At 40.0% G+C, this 20,355-nt stretch carries 22 protein-coding genes; all 22 read left to right on the forward strand.

Annotated features, from left to right (window positions below):
- The first annotated feature begins 6 nt into the window (after window positions 1-6).
- Entirely contained in the window at window positions 7-2,883 is a 2,877-nt protein-coding gene (uvrA, locus tag ACOZIR_RS22440; protein ID WP_045291665.1) for an excinuclease ABC subunit UvrA, read from the forward strand.
- Between the two features lie 87 nt (window positions 2,884-2,970).
- Window positions 2,971-3,282, forward strand: coding sequence for a hypothetical protein (locus tag ACOZIR_RS22445; RefSeq protein WP_014457822.1), 312 nt, complete (start codon window positions 2,971-2,973; stop codon window positions 3,280-3,282).
- A 39-nt stretch (window positions 3,283-3,321) separates the two neighbouring features.
- Entirely contained in the window at window positions 3,322-4,413 is a 1,092-nt protein-coding gene (locus ACOZIR_RS22450) for a DUF4097 domain-containing protein (protein ID WP_310878153.1), read from the forward strand.
- Window positions 4,414-4,454: 41 nt separating this feature from the next.
- Window positions 4,455-4,649 carry a PspC domain-containing protein gene (locus ACOZIR_RS22455; RefSeq protein WP_029714382.1) on the forward strand — a complete coding sequence of 65 codons (195 nt, stop codon included), beginning with the start codon at window positions 4,455-4,457 and terminating at the stop codon, window positions 4,647-4,649.
- A 2-nt stretch (window positions 4,650-4,651) separates the two neighbouring features.
- Window positions 4,652-5,017 carry a phage holin family protein gene (locus ACOZIR_RS22460; protein ID WP_045291664.1) on the forward strand — a complete coding sequence of 122 codons (366 nt, stop codon included), beginning with the start codon at window positions 4,652-4,654 and terminating at the stop codon, window positions 5,015-5,017.
- A 190-nt stretch (window positions 5,018-5,207) separates the two neighbouring features.
- Window positions 5,208-6,143 carry an HPr(Ser) kinase/phosphatase gene (gene hprK / locus ACOZIR_RS22465; RefSeq protein ID WP_013059726.1) on the forward strand — a complete coding sequence of 312 codons (936 nt, stop codon included), beginning with the start codon at window positions 5,208-5,210 and terminating at the stop codon, window positions 6,141-6,143.
- Window positions 6,144-6,159: 16 nt separating this feature from the next.
- The gene (gene lgt / locus ACOZIR_RS22470; RefSeq protein WP_045291663.1) at window positions 6,160-6,993 is read left to right on the forward strand and encodes a prolipoprotein diacylglyceryl transferase; all 834 of its coding nucleotides are present in this window, start codon (window positions 6,160-6,162) and stop codon (window positions 6,991-6,993) included.
- A gap of 60 nt (window positions 6,994-7,053) precedes the next feature.
- Entirely contained in the window at window positions 7,054-7,701 is a 648-nt protein-coding gene (gene ppaX / locus ACOZIR_RS22475; RefSeq protein WP_045291662.1) for a pyrophosphatase PpaX, read from the forward strand.
- Window positions 7,698-8,225: an acyltransferase gene (locus tag ACOZIR_RS22480; RefSeq protein ID WP_013059723.1), complete on the forward strand. Its 528-nt coding sequence runs from the start codon at window positions 7,698-7,700 to the stop codon at window positions 8,223-8,225. The genes ppaX and ACOZIR_RS22480 overlap by 4 nt, the downstream gene beginning before the upstream one ends.
- A gap of 183 nt (window positions 8,226-8,408) precedes the next feature.
- Window positions 8,409-9,590: an ATP phosphoribosyltransferase regulatory subunit gene (locus ACOZIR_RS22485; protein WP_045291661.1), complete on the forward strand. Its 1,182-nt coding sequence runs from the start codon at window positions 8,409-8,411 to the stop codon at window positions 9,588-9,590.
- Entirely contained in the window at window positions 9,590-10,222 is a 633-nt protein-coding gene (hisG, locus tag ACOZIR_RS22490; protein ID WP_013059721.1) for an ATP phosphoribosyltransferase, read from the forward strand. The genes ACOZIR_RS22485 and hisG overlap by 1 nt, the downstream gene beginning before the upstream one ends.
- A 15-nt stretch (window positions 10,223-10,237) precedes the next feature.
- Window positions 10,238-11,506: a histidinol dehydrogenase gene (gene hisD / locus ACOZIR_RS22495; RefSeq protein WP_310878152.1), complete on the forward strand. Its 1,269-nt coding sequence runs from the start codon at window positions 10,238-10,240 to the stop codon at window positions 11,504-11,506.
- Window positions 11,507-11,581: 75 nt separating this feature from the next.
- A complete protein-coding gene (gene hisB, locus ACOZIR_RS22500; RefSeq protein WP_310878151.1) occupies window positions 11,582-12,166 on the forward strand; it encodes an imidazoleglycerol-phosphate dehydratase HisB in 585 nt (194 codons plus the stop codon).
- Window positions 12,167-12,814: an imidazole glycerol phosphate synthase subunit HisH gene (gene hisH, locus ACOZIR_RS22505; RefSeq protein ID WP_045291659.1), complete on the forward strand. Its 648-nt coding sequence runs from the start codon at window positions 12,167-12,169 to the stop codon at window positions 12,812-12,814.
- Window positions 12,801-13,535, forward strand: a complete 735-nt coding sequence (gene hisA, locus ACOZIR_RS22510; protein WP_045291658.1) for a 1-(5-phosphoribosyl)-5-[(5-phosphoribosylamino)methylideneamino]imidazole-4-carboxamide isomerase — start codon at window positions 12,801-12,803, stop codon at window positions 13,533-13,535. The genes hisH and hisA overlap by 14 nt, the downstream gene beginning before the upstream one ends.
- Window positions 13,535-14,293: an imidazole glycerol phosphate synthase subunit HisF gene (hisF, locus tag ACOZIR_RS22515; RefSeq protein WP_045291657.1), complete on the forward strand. Its 759-nt coding sequence runs from the start codon at window positions 13,535-13,537 to the stop codon at window positions 14,291-14,293. The genes hisA and hisF overlap by 1 nt, the downstream gene beginning before the upstream one ends.
- The gene (gene hisIE / locus ACOZIR_RS22520) at window positions 14,290-14,913 is read left to right on the forward strand and encodes a bifunctional phosphoribosyl-AMP cyclohydrolase/phosphoribosyl-ATP diphosphatase HisIE (protein ID WP_045291656.1); all 624 of its coding nucleotides are present in this window, start codon (window positions 14,290-14,292) and stop codon (window positions 14,911-14,913) included. The genes hisF and hisIE overlap by 4 nt, the downstream gene beginning before the upstream one ends.
- A gap of 181 nt (window positions 14,914-15,094) precedes the next feature.
- Window positions 15,095-16,597 carry a tetratricopeptide repeat protein gene (locus ACOZIR_RS22525; RefSeq protein ID WP_045291655.1) on the forward strand — a complete coding sequence of 501 codons (1,503 nt, stop codon included), beginning with the start codon at window positions 15,095-15,097 and terminating at the stop codon, window positions 16,595-16,597.
- 111 nt (window positions 16,598-16,708) lie between these two features.
- Window positions 16,709-17,662 carry a thioredoxin-disulfide reductase gene (trxB, locus tag ACOZIR_RS22530; RefSeq protein ID WP_013059713.1) on the forward strand — a complete coding sequence of 318 codons (954 nt, stop codon included), beginning with the start codon at window positions 16,709-16,711 and terminating at the stop codon, window positions 17,660-17,662.
- A gap of 303 nt (window positions 17,663-17,965) precedes the next feature.
- A complete protein-coding gene (locus ACOZIR_RS22535; protein ID WP_013059712.1) occupies window positions 17,966-18,424 on the forward strand; it encodes an 8-oxo-dGTP diphosphatase in 459 nt (152 codons plus the stop codon).
- A 41-nt stretch (window positions 18,425-18,465) separates the two neighbouring features.
- Complete coding sequence (gene rapZ, locus ACOZIR_RS22540) at window positions 18,466-19,359, forward strand: RNase adapter RapZ (protein ID WP_013059711.1); 894 nt, start codon at window positions 18,466-18,468, stop codon at window positions 19,357-19,359.
- Window positions 19,356-20,342: a gluconeogenesis factor YvcK family protein gene (locus ACOZIR_RS22545; RefSeq protein WP_013085391.1), complete on the forward strand. Its 987-nt coding sequence runs from the start codon at window positions 19,356-19,358 to the stop codon at window positions 20,340-20,342. Before rapZ ends, ACOZIR_RS22545 begins: the two co-directional genes overlap by 4 nt.
- The last annotated feature ends 13 nt before the right edge of the window (window positions 20,343-20,355 follow it).

Below are 20,355 nucleotides of genomic sequence, written 5' to 3' on the forward strand. Positions count from 1 at the left end.
TCAAACATGGCGATGGAAAAAATCGTGGTAAAAGGTGCACGAGCTCACAACTTGAAAAATATCGATATTGAAATACCGCGGGACAAATTAGTGGTGTTAACAGGGTTATCAGGTTCTGGTAAATCTTCTTTAGCTTTCGATACAATCTATGCAGAAGGACAAAGACGTTATGTTGAATCGCTTTCGGCGTATGCAAGACAGTTTTTAGGTCAAATGGATAAGCCCGATGTAGATTCGATCGAAGGGTTGTCGCCTGCTATTTCAATCGATCAAAAAACAACGAGCCGAAACCCTCGTTCCACCGTCGGAACTGTGACCGAAATCTATGACTATTTGCGCCTTTTGTTTGCTCGTGTAGGAAAGCCTATTTGTCCTAATCATGGAATTGAAATCACGTCTCAAACGATTGAGCAAATGGTAGATAGAATTTTAGAGTACCCTGAACGGACAAAACTTCAAGTACTGGCCCCTGTGGTATCTGGCCGAAAAGGCACCCATGTAAAAGTATTAGAAGATATTAAAAAGGAAGGGTACGTTCGCATTCGAGTAGACGGAGAAATGCGTGAAATAACAGAAGAAATTGAACTGGAAAAAAACAAAAAGCACTCCATTGAAGTAGTGATTGATCGCGTTGTTGTAAAAGAAGGTGTAGCCGCTCGCTTGTCGGACTCTTTGGAATCAGCTCTTCGCCTTGGAGATGGGAAAGTAATTATTGATGTAATAGGTGAGGAAGAACTGCTTTTTAGCGAGCATCATGCTTGTCCAAAATGTGGCTTCTCAATTGGAGAACTTGAGCCCCGCATGTTTTCATTTAATAGTCCGTACGGGGCGTGTCCAACGTGTGACGGGTTAGGAACGAAATTGGAAGTGGATAAAGATTTAGTGATTCCTAACTATGACTTAACACTTCATCAGCACGCAATTGCACCTTGGGAGCCAACAAGTTCTCAATACTATCCGCAGCTGCTTGAAGCCGTATGTACACATTACGGCATTGATATGGATGTGCCGGTTCGAGATATTCCGGAACATTTATTTGATAAAGTATTATATGGCAGCGGTAAAGAAAAAATTTACTTTCGCTATGAAAATGACTTTGGCCAAGTAAGAGAAAATCATATCGAATTTGAAGGCGTGCTTCGGAACGTAGAGCGTCGCTATCATGAAACAAGTTCAGATTATATCCGAGAGCAAATGGAAAAATATATGGCTCAGCAGGCTTGTCCAAAATGTAAAGGAAATCGCTTGAAACGCGAAAGCTTAGCGGTGCTTATTGACGAAAAGCATATAGGAGATACAACGCGTTTTTCAGTAAAAGAAGCATATGACTTTTTTGAAAGTCTCAGTTTATCTGAAAAAGACATGAAGATTGCGGATATGATACTGCGTGAAATTCGTGAGCGTCTAAGCTTTCTCATTAACGTGGGACTTGATTACTTAACTTTGAACCGCTCTGCTGGAACTCTTTCAGGAGGAGAAGCGCAGCGCATTCGCTTGGCTACTCAAATCGGTTCTCGTTTGACCGGGGTTCTTTATATTTTAGATGAACCTTCTATCGGTCTTCATCAACGTGACAATGATCGCTTAATTCGCACAATGCAAGACATGCGCGATATTGGGAATACGTTGATTGTTGTAGAGCATGATGAAGATACGATGATGGCAGCTGATTATTTAATTGATATCGGACCAGGAGCCGGCGTACACGGGGGTGCCGTGGTTTCTCAAGGCACCCCTCAGGAAGTGATGGATGATGAAAATTCCTTAACGGGTCAATATCTATCAGGAGAGAAGTTTATTCCACTTCCAGCCGAAAGACGTTCGATAGATAAAGATCGGATGATTGAAATTATAGGAGCAAAAGAAAACAATTTAAAAAATGTAAAAGCAAGGCTTCCGTTAGGTGTATTCACGGCTGTTACAGGTGTATCTGGATCAGGTAAGAGTACGCTTGTAAATGATATTCTTCACAAGTCATTGGCGCAAAAGCTGCATAAAGCAAAAAGCAAAGCAGGAGAACATAAAGAAATCAAAGGCATTGAACATTTAGATAAAGTCATTGATATTGACCAGTCTCCAATAGGTCGTACGCCTCGTTCAAACCCTGCAACCTATACAGGTGTATTTGATGACATTCGAGATGTATTTGCACAAACAAACGAAGCAAAAGTGCGCGGATATAAAAAAGGCCGTTTTAGCTTTAACGTGAAAGGCGGCCGCTGTGAAGCTTGTCGAGGAGACGGTATTATTAAAATCGAAATGCATTTCCTGCCAGATGTATACGTCCCTTGCGAAGTCTGCCACGGCAAACGATATAATCGTGAAACTTTAGAAGTAAAATACAAAGATAAAAACATTTCAGATGTGTTGGATATGACGGTTGAAGACGCGCTTCACTTCTTTGAAAACATTCCAAAGATCAAGCGGAAGCTGCAGACCATTTACGATGTAGGACTTGGCTATATCACGCTTGGACAGCCGGCCACTACTTTATCCGGTGGAGAGGCACAGCGTGTAAAGTTAGCTTCAGAGCTTCACCGTCGCTCAACAGGAAGAACGCTGTACATTTTAGACGAACCGACTACCGGTCTTCATGTCGATGATATCGCACGGTTATTAAAAGTGCTCCAGCGTTTAGTTGAAAATGGAGATACAGTTCTAGTGATCGAACATAATTTAGACGTGATCAAAGCAGCTGATTATCTACTTGATTTAGGGCCTGAAGGTGGAGATAAAGGCGGACAAATCGTGGCTACGGGTACGCCGGAAGAAGTGGCAAAAGTAAAAGAATCCTATACGGGTCATTATTTGAAGCCAATTTTAGAACGTGACCGTAAGCGTATGGAGAAAAAAGTTGAAAAAGCAGAGGCATTAACTCGTTAAAAGACACCAGCACTGGTGTCTTTTTTATAAAGAATGAAACTTTTTAACTCATTAAACCGTAATACATGATATAAGGAGTTGATTATCATGGAAGGAAATCGCGTACTATCTTCCTTAAATTATTTCAGCGTTTTCTTTGCACCATTTTTATTACCTATTATTATTTATTTTGTTGTTCATAACATAGAAGTAAAGAAACATGCAAAAACTGCATTTTTGTCACATTTATTACCTATCGCTACAGCGATCTTGTTCTTATTCTTCTTGCTTCCTGCTCTTACTGGCTCTAGTGGAACGGTATTTATTCTTTTAATTGTAGCTTTAGTTGTTGTTTCTTTAGTTAATGTTGTTGTGTTTGTATGGAATATTGTAAAAGGGATACAAATATTAAGTAGATAAAAAATTAAATGACTAAAACGTAAAGAGGAGATGGAACGTATGAGTGAAAAGCGCAAACAAATTTTACAGATGGTAGAAGAAGGAAAGCTTAGCGTAGATGAGGCTTTAACTTTGCTAAATTCACTGGAAAAAGACTCAGCTAATGATTCTTCCTCTGCTACGCCTGATAAAGCTGAGCTTTCCCCTTATGTAGGAGGAAAACAGAAAAAAACGTACGCTTCTAAGTCATCTCAAAGCTCTTTAAAAGAAAAATTATTTACATTTGTAGATCAAACGGTAAAAAAAGTAAAAGAAGGAGATTTAGATTTTAACTTTGGTCCTTCGATTGACGTTCAGCACATCTTTCAACAATCAGAAGCATATATTCAAGAGATTGACGTAGATTTAGCAAATGGAAGCGTCCAACTCCGACCATGGGGGAGTACAGAAGTAAGAATAGAGTGTGAAGCTGCTATCTACAAAGTAGAGAATTCGGATGAAGCGCGCCGCACTTTTTTGCAGCATACGGCATTTTCCATTGAAAATGGCAAACTGCGCTTTGCAATTCAGCAAAAGCAAATGAAGGTGAAAGCAATTATTTATATTCCAGAAATGGAATATGAACACGTTAAACTCCGTATGTTTAATGGTTCAATCGATGGGGAAAGACTAAGCGTACGAGACCTGAAAGCCAAAACAGCTAATGGCACCATCCGCTTTTACGATGTGAATAGCCATTCTCTTGAAATGGAGACGTCAAATGGGCATATGGAACTTTCTCGAATACTCGCTTCAAAATGTGAGCTTGAAACAATCAATGGAACGGTTAAATTTGATGGGGACACAAAGAAAATTGACGTTCAAACATTTAACGGAGATATTGATACGTATTTAAAAGGAGAGCGCATTGAAAAAGCATTTTTCAAAACGACTACGGGGAGCATTACGCTCTATACGCCGCCCCACCTCTCCGTTGATGGAGATTTGAAATCTAACTTTGGGAATTTTACATGTACCCTTCCTGAGATGGAAATAGTAGATGAGAAAAAAGAAACAGTGATGAAACAACTTCGTTTCAAAGCCAATGTCGCTTCGCCTAAAGGCTATAAATTGTTAGCGGAATCCAAAACGGGCTCAATTGTTATAAAATAGAAAACGCTTGTTTTAGTAAAAAAGCAAAGGAGATGATTAACGTGCGAAAGTTGTATCGTTCGCGAACAAATCGCAAGCTTGCGGGTGTTATCGGCGGTATTTCTCAGTATATCGGACTAGACGCTTCGCTACTGCGCGTATTGTTTATCATCAGTTTATTTTTTACAGTAGGTACCCCGGTCATTTTATATATGATTTTTGTGTTTTTAGTTCCAAATGAAGAAGGAGATTTCTAAAAATGTTATTGCGTGGAATCATTAGTATTTTAATCAATGCCCTCGTATTAATCGTAATCGCAGGTTATATTGACACCTTTCACTTGGAATCAGTCAGTGCAGCTATTATCGCAAGCTTGATTCTATCGATTTTGAATGTGTTTGTTAAGCCGATTTTAATTTTACTCACCCTGCCGGTGACATTTCTTACGCTTGGCCTATTCTTATTCGTCATTAATGCCATTACGCTGATGATTACACAAAGTGTTATGGGAGATTCTTTTAATATTGACGGGTTTGGTACAGCGCTTTTAGCCTCGGTAATCATGTCGCTTCTAAATGCGCTTATTCAACGAGTGATTGTTGAACCGCTTCAAAATAAAAGATAACTTTCTTGCAATATTTAATTTTCTAAAAAAGATGGTAAGGCGATGCAGCCTATGCCATCTTTTTTTCTTTTCTTTCCGTATTAATGATAAAATAAAGTGGCTAGTAGAACCAAACGCGACATAAAAGCGAGAGTTGGATATACTGTAGACATGAACAGGTATATGACTGTTCATAAAAGGAGGATGCACGGTGGTTAAAGTACGTACAAAAGACATCATTGAGAAATTTAAATTAGAGCTTATTAGCGGAGAAGAAGGAATCGACCGCCCGATTTCAACGAGTGATATTTCACGTCCAGGTATTGAAATGGCAGGTTATTTTACATATTACCCAGCAGAACGTATCCAGCTGTTAGGTAAAACAGAACTATCATTTTTTAAACAGTTAGATGATGAACAAAAAAAAGTTCGAATGGAAAAAATGTGTACAGATATCACGCCGGCTATCATTGTTTCCCGCGAAATGGATGTACCGAAAGAACTTATTGAAGCTTCAGAGCGTGAATCAGTTCCTGTGCTGCGTTCAAGCTTTAAAACAACGCGACTTTCCAGCCATTTAACGAATTTTCTTGAAAGCCGGCTAGCACCTACTACTGCCCTGCACGGCGTATTAGTTGATATATACGGAATTGGTGTATTAATCATGGGAAAAAGCGGCGTTGGTAAAAGTGAAACAGCTCTAGAGCTTGTTAAGAGGGGACATCGCCTAGTAGCTGATGACTGTGTGGAAATCCGTCAAGAAGATCAAGACACGCTTGTAGGAAATGCACCTGGCTTAATCGAGCATTTGCTTGAAATTCGAGGACTAGGGATCATCAATGTGATGACGCTATTCGGCGCAGGAGCTGTACGAAGCTATAAGCGAATTTCACTTGTTATTCAGTTAGAGACATGGGATCAGCAGAAACATTATGATCGCCTTGGTTTAGAGGAAGATAAAATGAAAATTATTGATACAGACGTTACAAAAATTACATTGCCAGTACGTCCGGGACGAAACTTAGCTGTTATTATTGAAGTGGCAGCAATGAACTTCCGCTTAAAGCGTATGGGTATTAACGCAGCAGAACAATTTTCTGCACGTCTAACAGATGTAATTGAAGAAGGAGACCGTGAAGATTTATAAGAAAGGGTGTTAACTTGTGGAAGCAACTATTCAGCCGTTAGATCGCGTTTTCCTTGAAATTGGCCCTCTAACGGTCTACTGGTACGGTGTAATTATCGGTGCAGGTGTTCTGTTAGGTCTTTATATTGCGACAAGAGAAAGTGTAAGAAGAGGCTTATCAAAAGATACATTTGTTGATCTTATTCTATTTGCTGTGCCAATAGCTATTATTTGTGCACGAATTTATTATGTATCCTTTGAATGGGGATACTATTCAAAGCATTTAAATGAAATACCTCAGATTTGGCAAGGTGGGATCGCCATTCATGGTGGCTTAATCGGAGGCGTATTAACTGCCATTGTGTATTCGAGAGTAAAAAAGATTTCATTCTGGAAGTTGGCTGATATTGCTGCGCCTAGTTTAATCCTTGGCCAAGCCATTGGGCGCTGGGGCAACTTTATGAATCAAGAGGCACATGGGGGGCCGGTTACCCGTGCTTTTTTAGAAGGGTTGCACCTTCCAAATTTTATTATTAACCAAATGTATATTAACGGTACATATTATCACCCTACATTTTTATACGAATCATTATGGGATTTTGCCGGATTTATCCTGTTGATGGTACTTCGCCGCACCAGTCTGCGAAAAGGAGAAATCTTCTTATCTTATTTAATCTGGTACTCAGTTGGACGCTTCTTTGTAGAAGGGCTTCGCACGGATAGCTTAATGCTGACGCATACACTCAGAATCGCTCAAGTTGTTTCACTTGCACTGATTGTCATAGCCATTATCTTAATTATTATCCGCCGCGTGACGGGAATGAGTAAACAGAAATACTTAGAGAATGAAGAAGCACAATCTAAGGCGTAAATGAAGAAAAGCTACAAGGTTTACAAAAACTTGATTTGACGCAAGGGAAGGAAATGAATAATGACGATTAATACGGTTTTGTTTGATTTAGACGGTACGTTAATTGATACAAATGAATTAATTATTGCCTCATTTACTCATACGCTTAATCACTATTATCCTGAACAATATACTCGTGAAGATATTTTACAGTTCATGGGTCCGCCTTTATACGACACGTTTGTAGAAATGGATAAAACGAAAGTAAACGAAATGATTGAGATGTATCGCACGCATAATCTAGCCAATCATGATTTGCTTGTTAAAGAATTTGAAGGTGTAATTGAAACAGTTAAATGGCTGCACGAGAAGAATTATAAATTAGGTATTGTCACAACAAAGCAAAGAAATACGGTTATGATGGGGCTTAAGTTAACAAAGTTAGATCAGTTCTTTGATACGATTGTCGCAATTGAAGACGTAACAAATGCAAAGCCGCATCCTGAGCCGGTAGAAAAAGCACTGAAGCTGCTTGATGCTAAACCTGAAGAAGCCCTGATGGTGGGAGATAACCATCACGACATCGTTTCTGGCCAAAGAGCTTATACGAAAACAGCTGGAGTTGCTTGGAGTGCAAAAGGAAGAGACCATATCGCTTCTTATAATCCTGATATTATTTTAGAAAATATGACGGATTTAATTGATATATTAAAAGGAGAACGTCAGTGAGAAAAACGACGCGCTATCCGGTTAAAGGAGCTAACTCCCTTTGGCATGTCTATAAGACCGTGCCTTTTTGGAAAGTAGTGCGCAACTTCCTTATCATTCAATGCGCTCGCTATACGCCGTTTCTTTCGATGAAAAACTGGCTGTATAAAGCGTGCTTAGGGATGAAAGTAGGACCTCAAACATCCTTTGCCCTTATGGTGATGCTCGATATTATGTTTCCTGAAAAAATACAAGTGGGACGCAATACGGTCATTGGATACAATACAACTATTCTCGCTCATGAATATCTGATAACGGAATATCGTCTTGGAGATGTCATCATTGGAGATGAAGTGATGATTGGAGCAAATAGCACCATCCTTCCAGGTGTAACAATCGGCAACGAAGCGGTTGTAGCGGCTGGAACGGTGGTTCATAAAGATGTAGCACCCGGTTTCTTTGTTGGAGGTAACCCTATGCGTGTCATCTATACAAAAGAAGAAATGGAAAAGCGCAGGGAAGCAGAACCTAAAGCCACAACTTAGCAAGAACTAAGCTGTGGCTTTTTTTGTAAATTTGAACAGCTGGCGGTTGACGGCTGACTTTATCGGGTGTAAACTATCAATAACTTTAATTTGTTATTTCGCTAATACATTAGTGTGATAAAGCAAAATCAACCTATCAATGGTTCCTTAATAGATAAAATCAAGCTTAAAGGACGTGTCGGAATGTCAAAGTTATTTATGTTTGAAAAACCCCTTGGAATGAGAGATACCCTGCCAGCTCTTTTTGAAAGAAAAAAACAAGTTCGCAGTCAGCTGGCAGATGAAATCAGCAGCTGGGGCTATCAATATATGGCAACGCCTACTGTGGAATACTACGAGACGGTAGGAAGCGCATCAGCTATTTTAGATCAACAATTGTTTAAACTTTTAGATAAAGAAGGGCATACACTTGTGTTGCGACCGGATGTAACAACGCCATTTGCACGTGTGGCCGCTTCAAAACTTTTGAATAATTCTCCTTTGCGCTTAGCTTATGAAGCAAATGTATTCCGAGCTCAGCAGCGTGAGGGTGGCCGCCCGGCGGAGTTTGAACAAATAGGCGTTGAGCTAATTGGAGACGCTACGATGAGCAGCGATGCTGAAGTCATTGCTCTCATGATCGGCGCGTTAAAAAGAGCCGGACTTAAATCATTTAAAGTGGCAATTGGCCACATCGGTTTCGTTAATTCGCTTTTTTTAGAAATTGTCGGAAATGAAGAACGTGCTAACGTGCTTCGCCGCTTTTTATATGAGAAAAATTACGTGGGCTATCGTAATCATGTAAAAGATTTGAATCTATCTTCTATTGATAAACAGCGTCTCCTTCAGCTGCTTAATCTGCGCGGAGATGAAAAGAAGATTGAAGAAGCGGTTGAACTAGTTGAAAACGAAGCCGGTAAAAAAGCAGCAGGTGATTTGAAAAAGCTATGGAATATGCTTGATGCGTACGGTGTAACGGATGAAATTAAAATTGATTTTAACTTAGTCAGTCATATGAGCTATTACACAGGTATTTTATTTGAGGTTTTTGCTGAAAATGTTGGTTTCCATATTGGTAATGGAGGACGTTATGACCAGCTTCTTGAAAAATTCGCATCTAAAACGCCAGCTACAGGATTTGGAATTCAGCTCGACCGCTTAATTGAAGCGCTGGGCGAAGAAGTATATGAGCCTTCAGCAATATACGGGATATTATATAGTCAAGAGCGTTTAGATGAGGCATTAGCTTTAGCTGCTGAACAGCGCAAGCAAGGATACCGGGTAGTGACTCAGGAAATTGCAGGCGTTGATGATGTTGATGTATTTACTGCACAGTTTGAAGAAGTCACGTTTCTAATTGGAAAACGAGGCAAGGGGGGACAATAATGAGTGAATTATTAACAATTGCAATGCCAAAAGGACGTATTTTTGAAGAAGCAGCTGAACTTTTGCGTCAAGCAGACTTTCAATTGCCGCCAGAATTTGACGATTCGCGCAAGCTTATTGTAGACATTCCTGAAGAGAACATGCGCTTTATTTTAGCGAAACCAATGGACGTTACTACTTATGTAGAATACGGAGTAGCGGATCTTGGTATTGCAGGTAAAGACGTAATGTTAGAAGAAGAACGAGATGTCTATGAGCTGTTGGATTTAAATATTAGTAAATGTCACCTGGCCGTTGCCGGTTTGCCTAATGCTAAAAAATCAGAAATTGCTCAAAAAGTGGCAACCAAATATCCAAATGTAGCATCCACTTATTTCAGGGAGCAAGGAGAGCAAGTAGAAATTATTAAATTGAATGGTTCGATTGAATTAGCGCCTTTAATCGGCCTTGCTGATCGGATCGTTGATATTGTATCAACGGGACAAACACTAAAAGAGAACGGACTTGTTGAATTGGAGCATATTGAAGATATTACATCGCGTTTGATTGTGAACCCTGTGAGCTATCGTTTAAAAGACGAACGAATTGATGATTTAGTGAATCGTTTAGCCCAAGTGGTTCAACCTGTATAAAAGAGGTGACATACATTGAAAATTACACGTGTAACAGAACAAGTGAGCTTAAAGCGTACAATTGATCAAGGGACGAGTGCTCAAAGAGAAATTGTCGTAAATATTTTAAAGCAGGTGCAAGAGCAAAAAGACGAAGCTTTAAAAGGTTATACAGCCCAATTTGACGGCGTTAAGCTTTCTTCTTTGCTTGTGACAGAAGAAGAAAAGAAGCGTGCTTATGAGCTGGTTGATTCAGATATGCTGTCAATTATTCGTGAAGCTGCTGACAACATTCGTGATTACCACGAAAGAATGGTCGAGCAGTCTTGGATGACAACAAAAGAAGACGGCACCATTTTAGGGCAGAAAGTAACGCCTTTAGATGCAGTAGGTGTTTATGTACCGGGAGGCCTTGCAGCGTATCCTTCCTCCGTTTTAATGAATGTCATTCCTGCTCAAGTGGCAGGTGTAAAACGTATCGTGATGGTTTCACCTCCAGGAAAAGACGGTGCGCTTCCTGCTGGAGTAGTTGTAGCAGCGAGTGAGCTTGGGGTCGAAGAAATTTATAAAGTAGGGGGAGCTCAGGCAGTAGGAGCCCTTGCCTATGGAACAGAAACAATTCAACCTGTCGATAAAATTGTAGGGCCTGGTAATATCTTTGTAGCATTAGCAAAAAGAGAAGTATATGGCTTAGTAGACATTGACTCAATTGCTGGACCTAGTGAAATTGTCGTACTAGCAGACGATACGGCTAAGCCGAACGAAGTGGCAGCTGATTTATTGTCTCAAGCAGAACATGACAAATTAGCTTCAAGTATTTTAGTTACGCCTTCTATGAAGTTAGCCGAAGCTGTTAAAGAAGAAGTGGAAAGACAAGTAGAATCTTTACCACGTAAAGAAATTGCAAAACCTTCTATTGATAACCATGGCGCTATTTATGTGACCGGTTCATTAGAAGAAGCGCTTGAAGCTGTTAATCAATTAGCTCCCGAGCATTTAGAAATTATGACTGAAAGTCCGCTTGAACTTTTAGGTTCCATTCGTCATGCCGGTGCTATTTTTCTAGGAAGATATAGCTCAGAACCTGTTGGTGATTATTTCGCTGGACCAAACCATGTTCTTCCAACCAATGGGACAGCGAAATTCTCAAGTCCTTTATCAGTTGATTCATTTGTGAAGAAGTCTAGCATTATTTCATACAGCCAACAAGCCCTGCAGAAAAATGTCTCGAAAATCGCAGCGTTTGCTCGTTTAGAAGGGCTAGAAGCACATGCAAGGGCAGTTGAAGAACGCTTTAAAAAATAAGGTGGAGATTAAAAGAAAAGAGTAGAAATGTGCTTTTCTTTACTTATTACATGCACAGTTGAAAGGAGTTTCACAATGAGAGAGTCAAGTATTAAACGTACAACAAACGAAACGGATATTACATTAGCGATTGGAATCGATGGAGAAGGAAAAGCGAACATTGATACAGGCGTTCCTTTTTTGAATCATATGCTCGATTTATTTACAAAACACGGACAGTTTAACCTCGATGTAAAAGCAGATGGAGACACCGAGATTGATGATCACCATACAACGGAAGATATCGGTATTTGCCTTGGTCAAACGTTCAAAGAAGCGCTCGGTGATAAAAAAGGAATTAAACGCTATGGAAATGCTTTTGTACCAATGGATGACGCGTTGGCTCAAGTCGTAGTAGATTTAAGCAATCGTCCTCATTTTGAATTTAAAGGTGACATTCCCGCGTCGCGCGTCGGTACATTTGATACAGAGCTTGTGTATGAATTTTTATGGAAATTTGCATTAGAATCTCGCATGAATGTACATGTAATCGTACACTACGGTAAAAATACACACCACATTATTGAAGCGGTATTTAAGGCATTAGCACGTGCTTTGGACGAAGCGACAACCATCGATCCGCGTGTCAAAGGTGTGCCTTCGACGAAAGGGATGTTGTAAATGATTGGGATTATTGACTATGGGATGGGAAACTTGTACAGCGTAAGTAAAGCTCTTGAACGATTAAACTATGACTATATTATCTCCGCAGATCCTGCAGAACTAAGAAAGGCAAAAGGGCTGATTCTTCCTGGAGTTGGAGCATTTAAAGATGCGATGGAACAGCTGAATCAAACAAAGCTGACGGACTTTATTAAAGAAGAAGTAGCAACAGGAATGCCTTTGCTTGGAATTTGTTTAGGTATGCAGCTTTTATTTGAAGAAAGCGATGAGAACGGCGTAACAAAAGGGTTGGAACTGTTAAAAGGGAGAGTAGAGCGTATTCCCGGCATTACTGCCGAAGGACAGACATATAAAGTGCCGCATATGGGCTGGAACTCTTTAGATTTTCATCAGCAGTCTCCTCTGCTTGATGGAATCAGTGAAGGTCACGTTTACTTTGTTCACTCTTATTACGTAAAAACAAATGACCAAGACGTGCTTTTAGCAACAAGTCCTTATGATGTTGAAGTTCCAGCGGTTGTTGGAAAAGAACACGTATTTGGCACTCAATTCCATCCTGAAAAAAGCAGTGCAATCGGAATGCAAATGCTGCAAAATTATGCAAACTTCGTAGAGAAAAGGAGCCCATCGTATGAGCAAATTTGAAATATATCCAGCCATTGATATGCGCGGAGGAAAGTGCGTCCGTTTACTTCAAGGAGATTACACAAAAGAAACGGTATACGGTGATTCTCCGGTAGATATGGCCACACAATTCGCAAGTGAAGGCGCTCAGTGGATTCATATGGTTGATTTGGACGGGGCAAAAGCGGCCAAGCGCGTGAATGATGAATTTGTGCTAGGCGTGAAAAAGAAATTAGGTGTACGTGTGCAAATTGGAGGAGGCATTCGCTCAGAAGCTGACGTTGCTTACTATTTAGAACACGGAATTGACCGCGTTATTTTAGGAAGTGCAGCTATTTCTAATCCTGAATTTGTGAAAAAAATGCTGAAGGAATATGGTGCGCGTATTGCTATTGGTATCGATGCACGTGATGGCTATGTGGCGACGGAAGGCTGGGTGGAAACATCTACAATCAAAGCAACAGAACTAGGAAAAGAATTGGCTAATGCTGGTGCGGAAACATTTATTTTCACGGATATCTCTACGGATGGTATGCTGTCTGGTCCTAATGTGGAAGGAATTGTTGAAATGGCTAAGGCTACTGGAAAAGGTGTTATTGCATCAGGGGGAGTTAGTAAACTTGCTGATTTAGATGCACTAAAGAAATATGAAGCTGACGGCGTTATTGGTGCGATTGTAGGGAAAGCACTTTATACAAATAAGTTTACAGTAGCTGAAGCACTTCAAGAGGTGAAAGCGTAATGATTACAAAACGAATCATTCCTTGTTTAGATGTAAAGGACGGCCGTGTGGTAAAAGGAGTTCAGTTTGTGGAACTTCGAGATGCAGGAGATCCTGTAGAGTTGGCGAAATTTTACGATGAGGAAGGCGCAGATGAATTAGTCTTTTTAGATATTTCTGCTTCTCATGAAGGACGCAAAACGATGGTACATGTTGTAGAAGAAGTAGCATCTCAGCTAGCGATTCCTTTTACGGTGGGCGGAGGAATTAATGCATTAGAAGATATGAAGAGAATGCTTCGTGCTGGTGCAGACAAAGTGTCATTAAATACAGCGGCCGTACTCAATCCAGCACTGATTACAGAAGGATCCGACTTTTTTGGAGCTCAGTGTATTGTGGTAGCCATCGATGCTAAGTACGATGAAAGCTTACAATCATGGCGAGTCTATACACACGGAGGCCGCAACGCAACGGACTGGGAAGTAATCGACTGGGCAAGAGAAGCAGTGAAGCGCGGTGCTGGTGAGATCTTGTTAACGAGTATGGATAAAGACGGCGAAAAGTCAGGGTTTGATTTAGCGTTAACCAAAGCAGTCAGTCAAGCGGTGAGCGTTCCCGTTATTGCTTCTGGCGGCGCAGGGAATGGTCAAGATTTTGTCGATGCGTTTGAAAAAGGAGCAGCTGACGCGGCTCTGGCGGCTTCGATCTTTCACTATAAAGAAACATCTGTAAAAGAAATTAAAAGCTATGCAAAACAACAAGGAGTGAGCATTCGATGACGATTGAAAACATTAAATTCAACAGTGATGGACTTGTGCCAGCTATTGTACAAGATGCTGTGAGCAAAGAAGTCTTAACATTGGCTTATATGAACGAAGAATCACTTCAAAAATCAATTGATACACGTGAAACTTGGTTTTACAGCCGTTCTCGACAAGAGTTGTGGCACAAGGGCGCAACCTCTGGTAATACACAAAAAATTGTGAGCATGGCATATGACTGTGATGCTGATTCTCTTGTTGTAAAAGTGGAGCCTCAAGGTCCCGCTTGTCATACGGGGGCTTACAGCTGTTTTAATGAAACAATTCTTGGCGAAAATAAACAAAACGATAATCGGTTTGCAATTATTAATGAGCTAGAAGAAGTAATCGCTAAGCGTGAAGCTGAAATGCCAGAAGGAGCTTATACGACGTACTTATTCGATAAAGGCGTAGATAAAATCCTCAAAAAAGTAGGAGAAGAAGCTGGTGAAGTGATTATTGCAGCAAAAAATCGTGACCATGATGAGCTGAAGTGGGAAGTTGCAGATTTACTGTACCACGTACTTGTTTTACTTCGTGAGCAAAAGCTGCCTTTAGACGATGTCCTATCAGTATTAAAGGAACGTCACACTAGCTAATAGCTACATAGTAAAAGGAGAGAAGGAGTTGTCTCATTTTAGATAAAAGAGGCAAAACCTTCTCTTATTTGCGTCAAGAAACGACTGCTTGCAGGCTCCTTTTTTGAATAGAGGTATTAAACTTCTTGGCAAATGTGATATACTACGAACGTCGAAATTATCAACTTATTTGGAGGGCTTAATGGAAAAACACTCAAAAGTAATTCAAAAAATGGCACAAGTAATTCCATTTTCGCAAACGGGTGACTTCTATTTCGAAAAAGCGCTGCAGGCGTTTGAAGAAGAGGAGTCAGATAAAGCGCTCAAGTATTTAACGCGTGCAAACAAAGAAAATGCCCGTAATCCACAGCTTCTTACAAACGTTGGAGTAGCTTTAACGGAGCGGGGAGATTATCAAGATGCCAACGAGCTTTTTCTCCATGTGATTCATCATATGGACGATACATTAGGAAGCTGTTACTACTATATAGCCAACAGCTATGCGCATCTTGGACTGTTTGAAGAATCAAAAAAATACGCGATGTATTACATTGAGCATTTTCCAAATGGTGACCTCTTTCGATCGGCTACAGATCTGTTAGATTTACTATCAATTGATGTGGATGAAGAAGATGAAGAGCCTAAAAATCAGCTAGGCGACATGCTGATTATAAAACAAGAACAAGCAAAAAGACTGCTTGAAGCAACGAATTTTGAAGAAGCAGTGGATTTGTTAACTGAAATAATTGATGAGTATCCAGAATTCTGGTCTGCATATAATAATTTAGCGTTAGCTTATTTTTATTTAAATAAAATTGATGAGGCAATGGATTTGCTGAATGAAGTATTGGAGAAAAACCCTGGAAATCTTCATGCGTTATGCAATCAGCTGATTTTCTATTATTATTGCCATAAGCATAAAGAAGTTGAGGAGCTTACAGACGGGCTTAGCCGCGTTTATCCGATGTCATTTGAACACCGCTATAAGCTTGGAGCAACATTTGCGTTGATTGGTCAATACAGACTATCATACAGATGGTTAAAAAAGCTTTATACACAAGGTTTTCAAGGAGACAACTCATTTCATTATTGGCTTTCATACGCCTCTTACTATACTGGACATGAAGCCTTCGCTAAAGAAATGTGGAAGCTGGCATTGGAAGACGTTCCTGATAAAGAAGGAGAGGAGCCTTGGCGCATCAGTCAAAAAGCTGCGAAGGTTTTTCAATCGAAAGTGGATGTTACAGCGAAAAAGAAGTGTGCAACAAACAATGTTCACGATCAGCTTTACAGCTTGTATATGGCAAAAAAGCTTCCTGAACAGCAGCGTCTGCTTCTTTTAGAAGAAATCAAGTCGTCCATACATATGAGTACACTTTTGGATGAAGTATATACGTATGTATGGCAGGATAAACAACATGTGATTTTTGAGGTGGCAGATGTTATTGAACTGGAGATGGAATCGCAGACTGAAAGTGATACCCAGGATCTTTTAAGCTTTTGGTTTTATGTATATGTACAGGTATATAAACAATCCTATGATTTTCAGCATGTGAACGTAAATGCATGGGCTGCAGCCGTCACATATATATGGGCGAAAGAAAAAAGCCAGGCTATTACTCAAGCCGATGCGGCAAAACAATATTCCATTTCCGCTGCAACAGTTAGAAAGTACAGTAAAATTGTGAATACGTTATTAAATTGAGCAAAAAAATAGACGATAATAGGAAGAACATATTAGGATAGTGGTAACGAAATAATTATCCATAAATTTGGAATCAACTACGAAGGAATTTCCTAAAAGGAGTGTAAAGCAATGACAGAAGAAAAAATTTATGATGTCATTATTATTGGAGCAGGTCCAGCAGGTATGACTGCTGCTGTATATACATCTCGTGCAGATTTATCAACACTAATGATTGAACGCGGAATTCCAGGCGGTCAAATGGCTAATACGGAAGATGTAGAAAACTATCCAGGTTATGATCATATCCTTGGTCCAGACCTTTCTAACAAAATGTTTGAGCATGCAAAAAAATTCGGTGCGGAATATGCGTACGGTGATATTAAAGAAATCATCGACGGAGAAGAATACAAGACAGTTCGTGCAGGCAGCAAAGAATATAAAACACGTTCAGTAATCGTTGCTACTGGTGCTGAATATAAAAAATTAGGCGCGCCAGGAGAAAAAGAACTAGGCGGCCGCGGCGTATCTTATTGTGCTGTATGTGACGGCGCATTTTTTAAAGGTAAAGAGCTAGTCGTTGTAGGCGGTGGAGACTCTGCGGTTGAAGAAGGCGTATATTTAACACGCTTCGCAACAAAAGTAACAATTATTCACCGACGCGATGAGCTTCGCGCGCAGAAAATCCTACAGCAGCGTGCATTCGACAACGAAAAAGTTGATTTTATTTGGAATACAACGGTCAAAGAAGTAAATGAAAAAGACGGTAAAGTAGGCAGCGTAACGTTAGTAGACACAAAAACAGGTGAAGAGCGCGAGTTCGGTGCGGACGGCGTATTCATTTATGTTGGAATGGTTCCACTAACAAAACCATTCGAAAGCCTAAACATCACGAATAAAGAAGGATATATTGAAACGAACGAGCAAATGGAAACAAAAGTACCAGGTGTGTTCGCAGCTGGAGACGTTCGTGAAAAAGCTCTTCGTCAAATTGTAACAGCTACAGGTGATGGCAGCATTGCTGCTCAAGCGGCTCAGCACTATGTAGAAGAGTTAAAAGAAAAGTTAAAAGCTATTCAGCAATAAGGCTGAAATCAATCTTTTACAAAACGTAATTCGGTTTTAACTGTTCTGTAACACCTGTGAAACATTGATGGGGTACTATATAGATAGTAATTGACCCCCTTTTATAAAATATATGTATGTCGGGCATAGGACGTGTTCCTATGCCTCTTTTTTGTGACTATAACAGATTGAATTTACGTATATAACAGCACTGTTTTATTTTCAGAAAATTTAGTAATAGTTAGTTCATCTCCGTTGTGAGAGAAGTTTGTTTCGTAGTATAATAAAAGAAAATGTCAGTATACATATGATGAGGTGGAAAACATGCAAAGGGTCACAAATTGTGTATTAATGAAAGACGATAAAGTATTGTTGCTTCAAAAGCCACGAAGAAACTGGTGGGTGGCCCCTGGTGGGAAAATGGAGCAAGGAGAATCTGTAAAAGACTCTGTTGTAAGAGAATTTCGTGAAGAAACAGGAATTTATTTGAAAAATCCCACTGTAAAAGGTATCTTTACTTTTACGATGAAAGAAAACGATCAAATTTCATCTGAGTGGATGATGTTTACTTTTTTTGCTACAGATTTTGATGGGACAAATGTGCTAGAATCAGAAGAAGGCAAACTCGGTTGGCATAATTTGAGTGAAGTAAGTGAATTGCCGATGGCACCGGGAGATCATCACATTATCGATTATGTAGCAAAAGGGTCGGGTGTTATTTATGGCAACTTTACGTATACAACGGATTTCGAGTTATTATCTTATCGAATTGATCCTTGTTAATGATAAATAGACATGTATGCATAGATTGAGGGGGATGGAAAATGAGTACTGGGTCTGTAAGCGATATTCAATTAGTGATTATTACTGGAATGTCAGGTGCAGGAAAAACAGTAGCAATTCAGAGTTTTGAAGATTTAGGGTTCTTTTGTGTAGATAATTTACCCCCTACATTGCTACCGAAATTTTTAGAACTCATGAAAGAGTCAGGGAATAAAATGAATAAAGTTGCTCTTGTTATGGATTTGCGAGGCAGAGAGTTTTTTGAAAGCCTATTTGAAGCATTGGATAACATGAGTGAAACAACGTGGGTCACGCCACAAATTTTATTTTTAGATGCAAAAGATTCTGTACTGGTGACGCGCTACAAAGAAACGAGACGTTCACATCCGCTAGCTCCTTCGGGGTTACCGTTAGAAGGAATTGGTATGGAACGGGAGCTGCTTGAGGAGTTAAAAGGAAGAGCTCAGCTTATTTACGAGACATCAGAGTTAAAGCCAAGAGAGCTTAGAGAAAAGATTTTAACTCAGTTTTCTTCCCACGCTTCACAAGTTTTTACTGTTAATGTGATGTCATTTGGTTTTAAATACGGGGTGCCTATTGACGCTGATTTAGTCTTTGATGTGCGCTTTTTGCCGAACCCTCACTACATTGACCATATGCGTCCTAAAACAGGGCTTGAAGAAGAGGTTTCTTCTTACGTATTAAAATGGACGGAAACTCAAAAGTTCATTGAAAAAGTAGTAGACCTACTTTCGTTTATGCTTCCACAGTACAAGCGAGAAGGTAAAAGCCAGCTAGTCATCGCTATAGGATGTACAGGCGGACAGCATCGCTCCGTCACATTAGCTGAATATTTAGGTCACCATTTCCAGAATGAATACAAAACTCATATTTCTCATCGTGACATTGAGAGGAGAAAGGAAAATCATAGATGAGCAGTGAACAGCTTCCAAAAGTTGTCGTCATTGGGGGAGGAACGGGTTTACCAGTGCTGTTAAGAGGGTTGAAGGAATACCCTCTTGATCTTACAGCCATCGTAACCGTAGCAGACGACGGGGGAAGTTCTGGCCGATTGCGCGATGAACTTGAAATCCCTGCTCCTGGTGATATTCGAAATGTGCTAGTTGCTTTATCTGATGTAGAGCCACTAGTTGAAGAGCTTTTTCAGCATCGATTTGATACAGGAAATGAGCTTACAGGCCATTCTCTTGGTAATTTGTTGCTTGCAGCTATGACGTCTATTACTGGCGATTTTGTGCATGCTATACGAGAAATGAGCAAAGTACTAAACGTCAGAGGGAAAGTGCTTCCGGCAGCTAATCAAAGCGTTGTGCTGCATGCGGAGATGCAAGATGGATCCATCGTAACAGGTGAATCTAAAATTCCAGAAGTTAATAAAAAAATTAATAAAGTGTTTTTATCGCCTGCCGATGTGAAACCGCTTGTCGAGACAATAAAAGCTATTCGACGCGCTGATTTAATTGTATTGGGGCCCGGAAGTCTTTATACAAGTATTTTGCCGAATTTACTGGTGCAAGATATTTGTAATGAGCTTTGTTCGACAAAAGCAAAGAAAGTATACGTGTGCAACGTGATGACACAGCCGGGTGAGACATTGGGTTTTAAGGCAAGTGATCATATTAAAGCGCTTTACAACCATATGCCATGTGCGTTTTTAGATGCGATTATCGTCAATAATGCACCTATTCCAGCACCCTTAAAAAAGAAATATCAAGTAGAGCAGGCTCAGCCTGTAGAATATGACCGTGAAGTATTGCTAAAATTAGGGTTAGAAGTGATTGAAGATCAAATTATTCAGTATGACGGCAGCGTAATTAGGCATGATACAAAAAAAGTAGCAAAGCTTGTGTATTCTATGCTGACATCGCTGCAAGGTAAAGCGAATACGGGTGTTTAACACTATTTCCGTA

Source organism: Priestia sp. D3YE.R1 (genome assembly GCF_049199565.1).
GTDB lineage: Bacteria > Bacillota > Bacilli > Bacillales > Bacillaceae_H > Priestia > Priestia aryabhattai.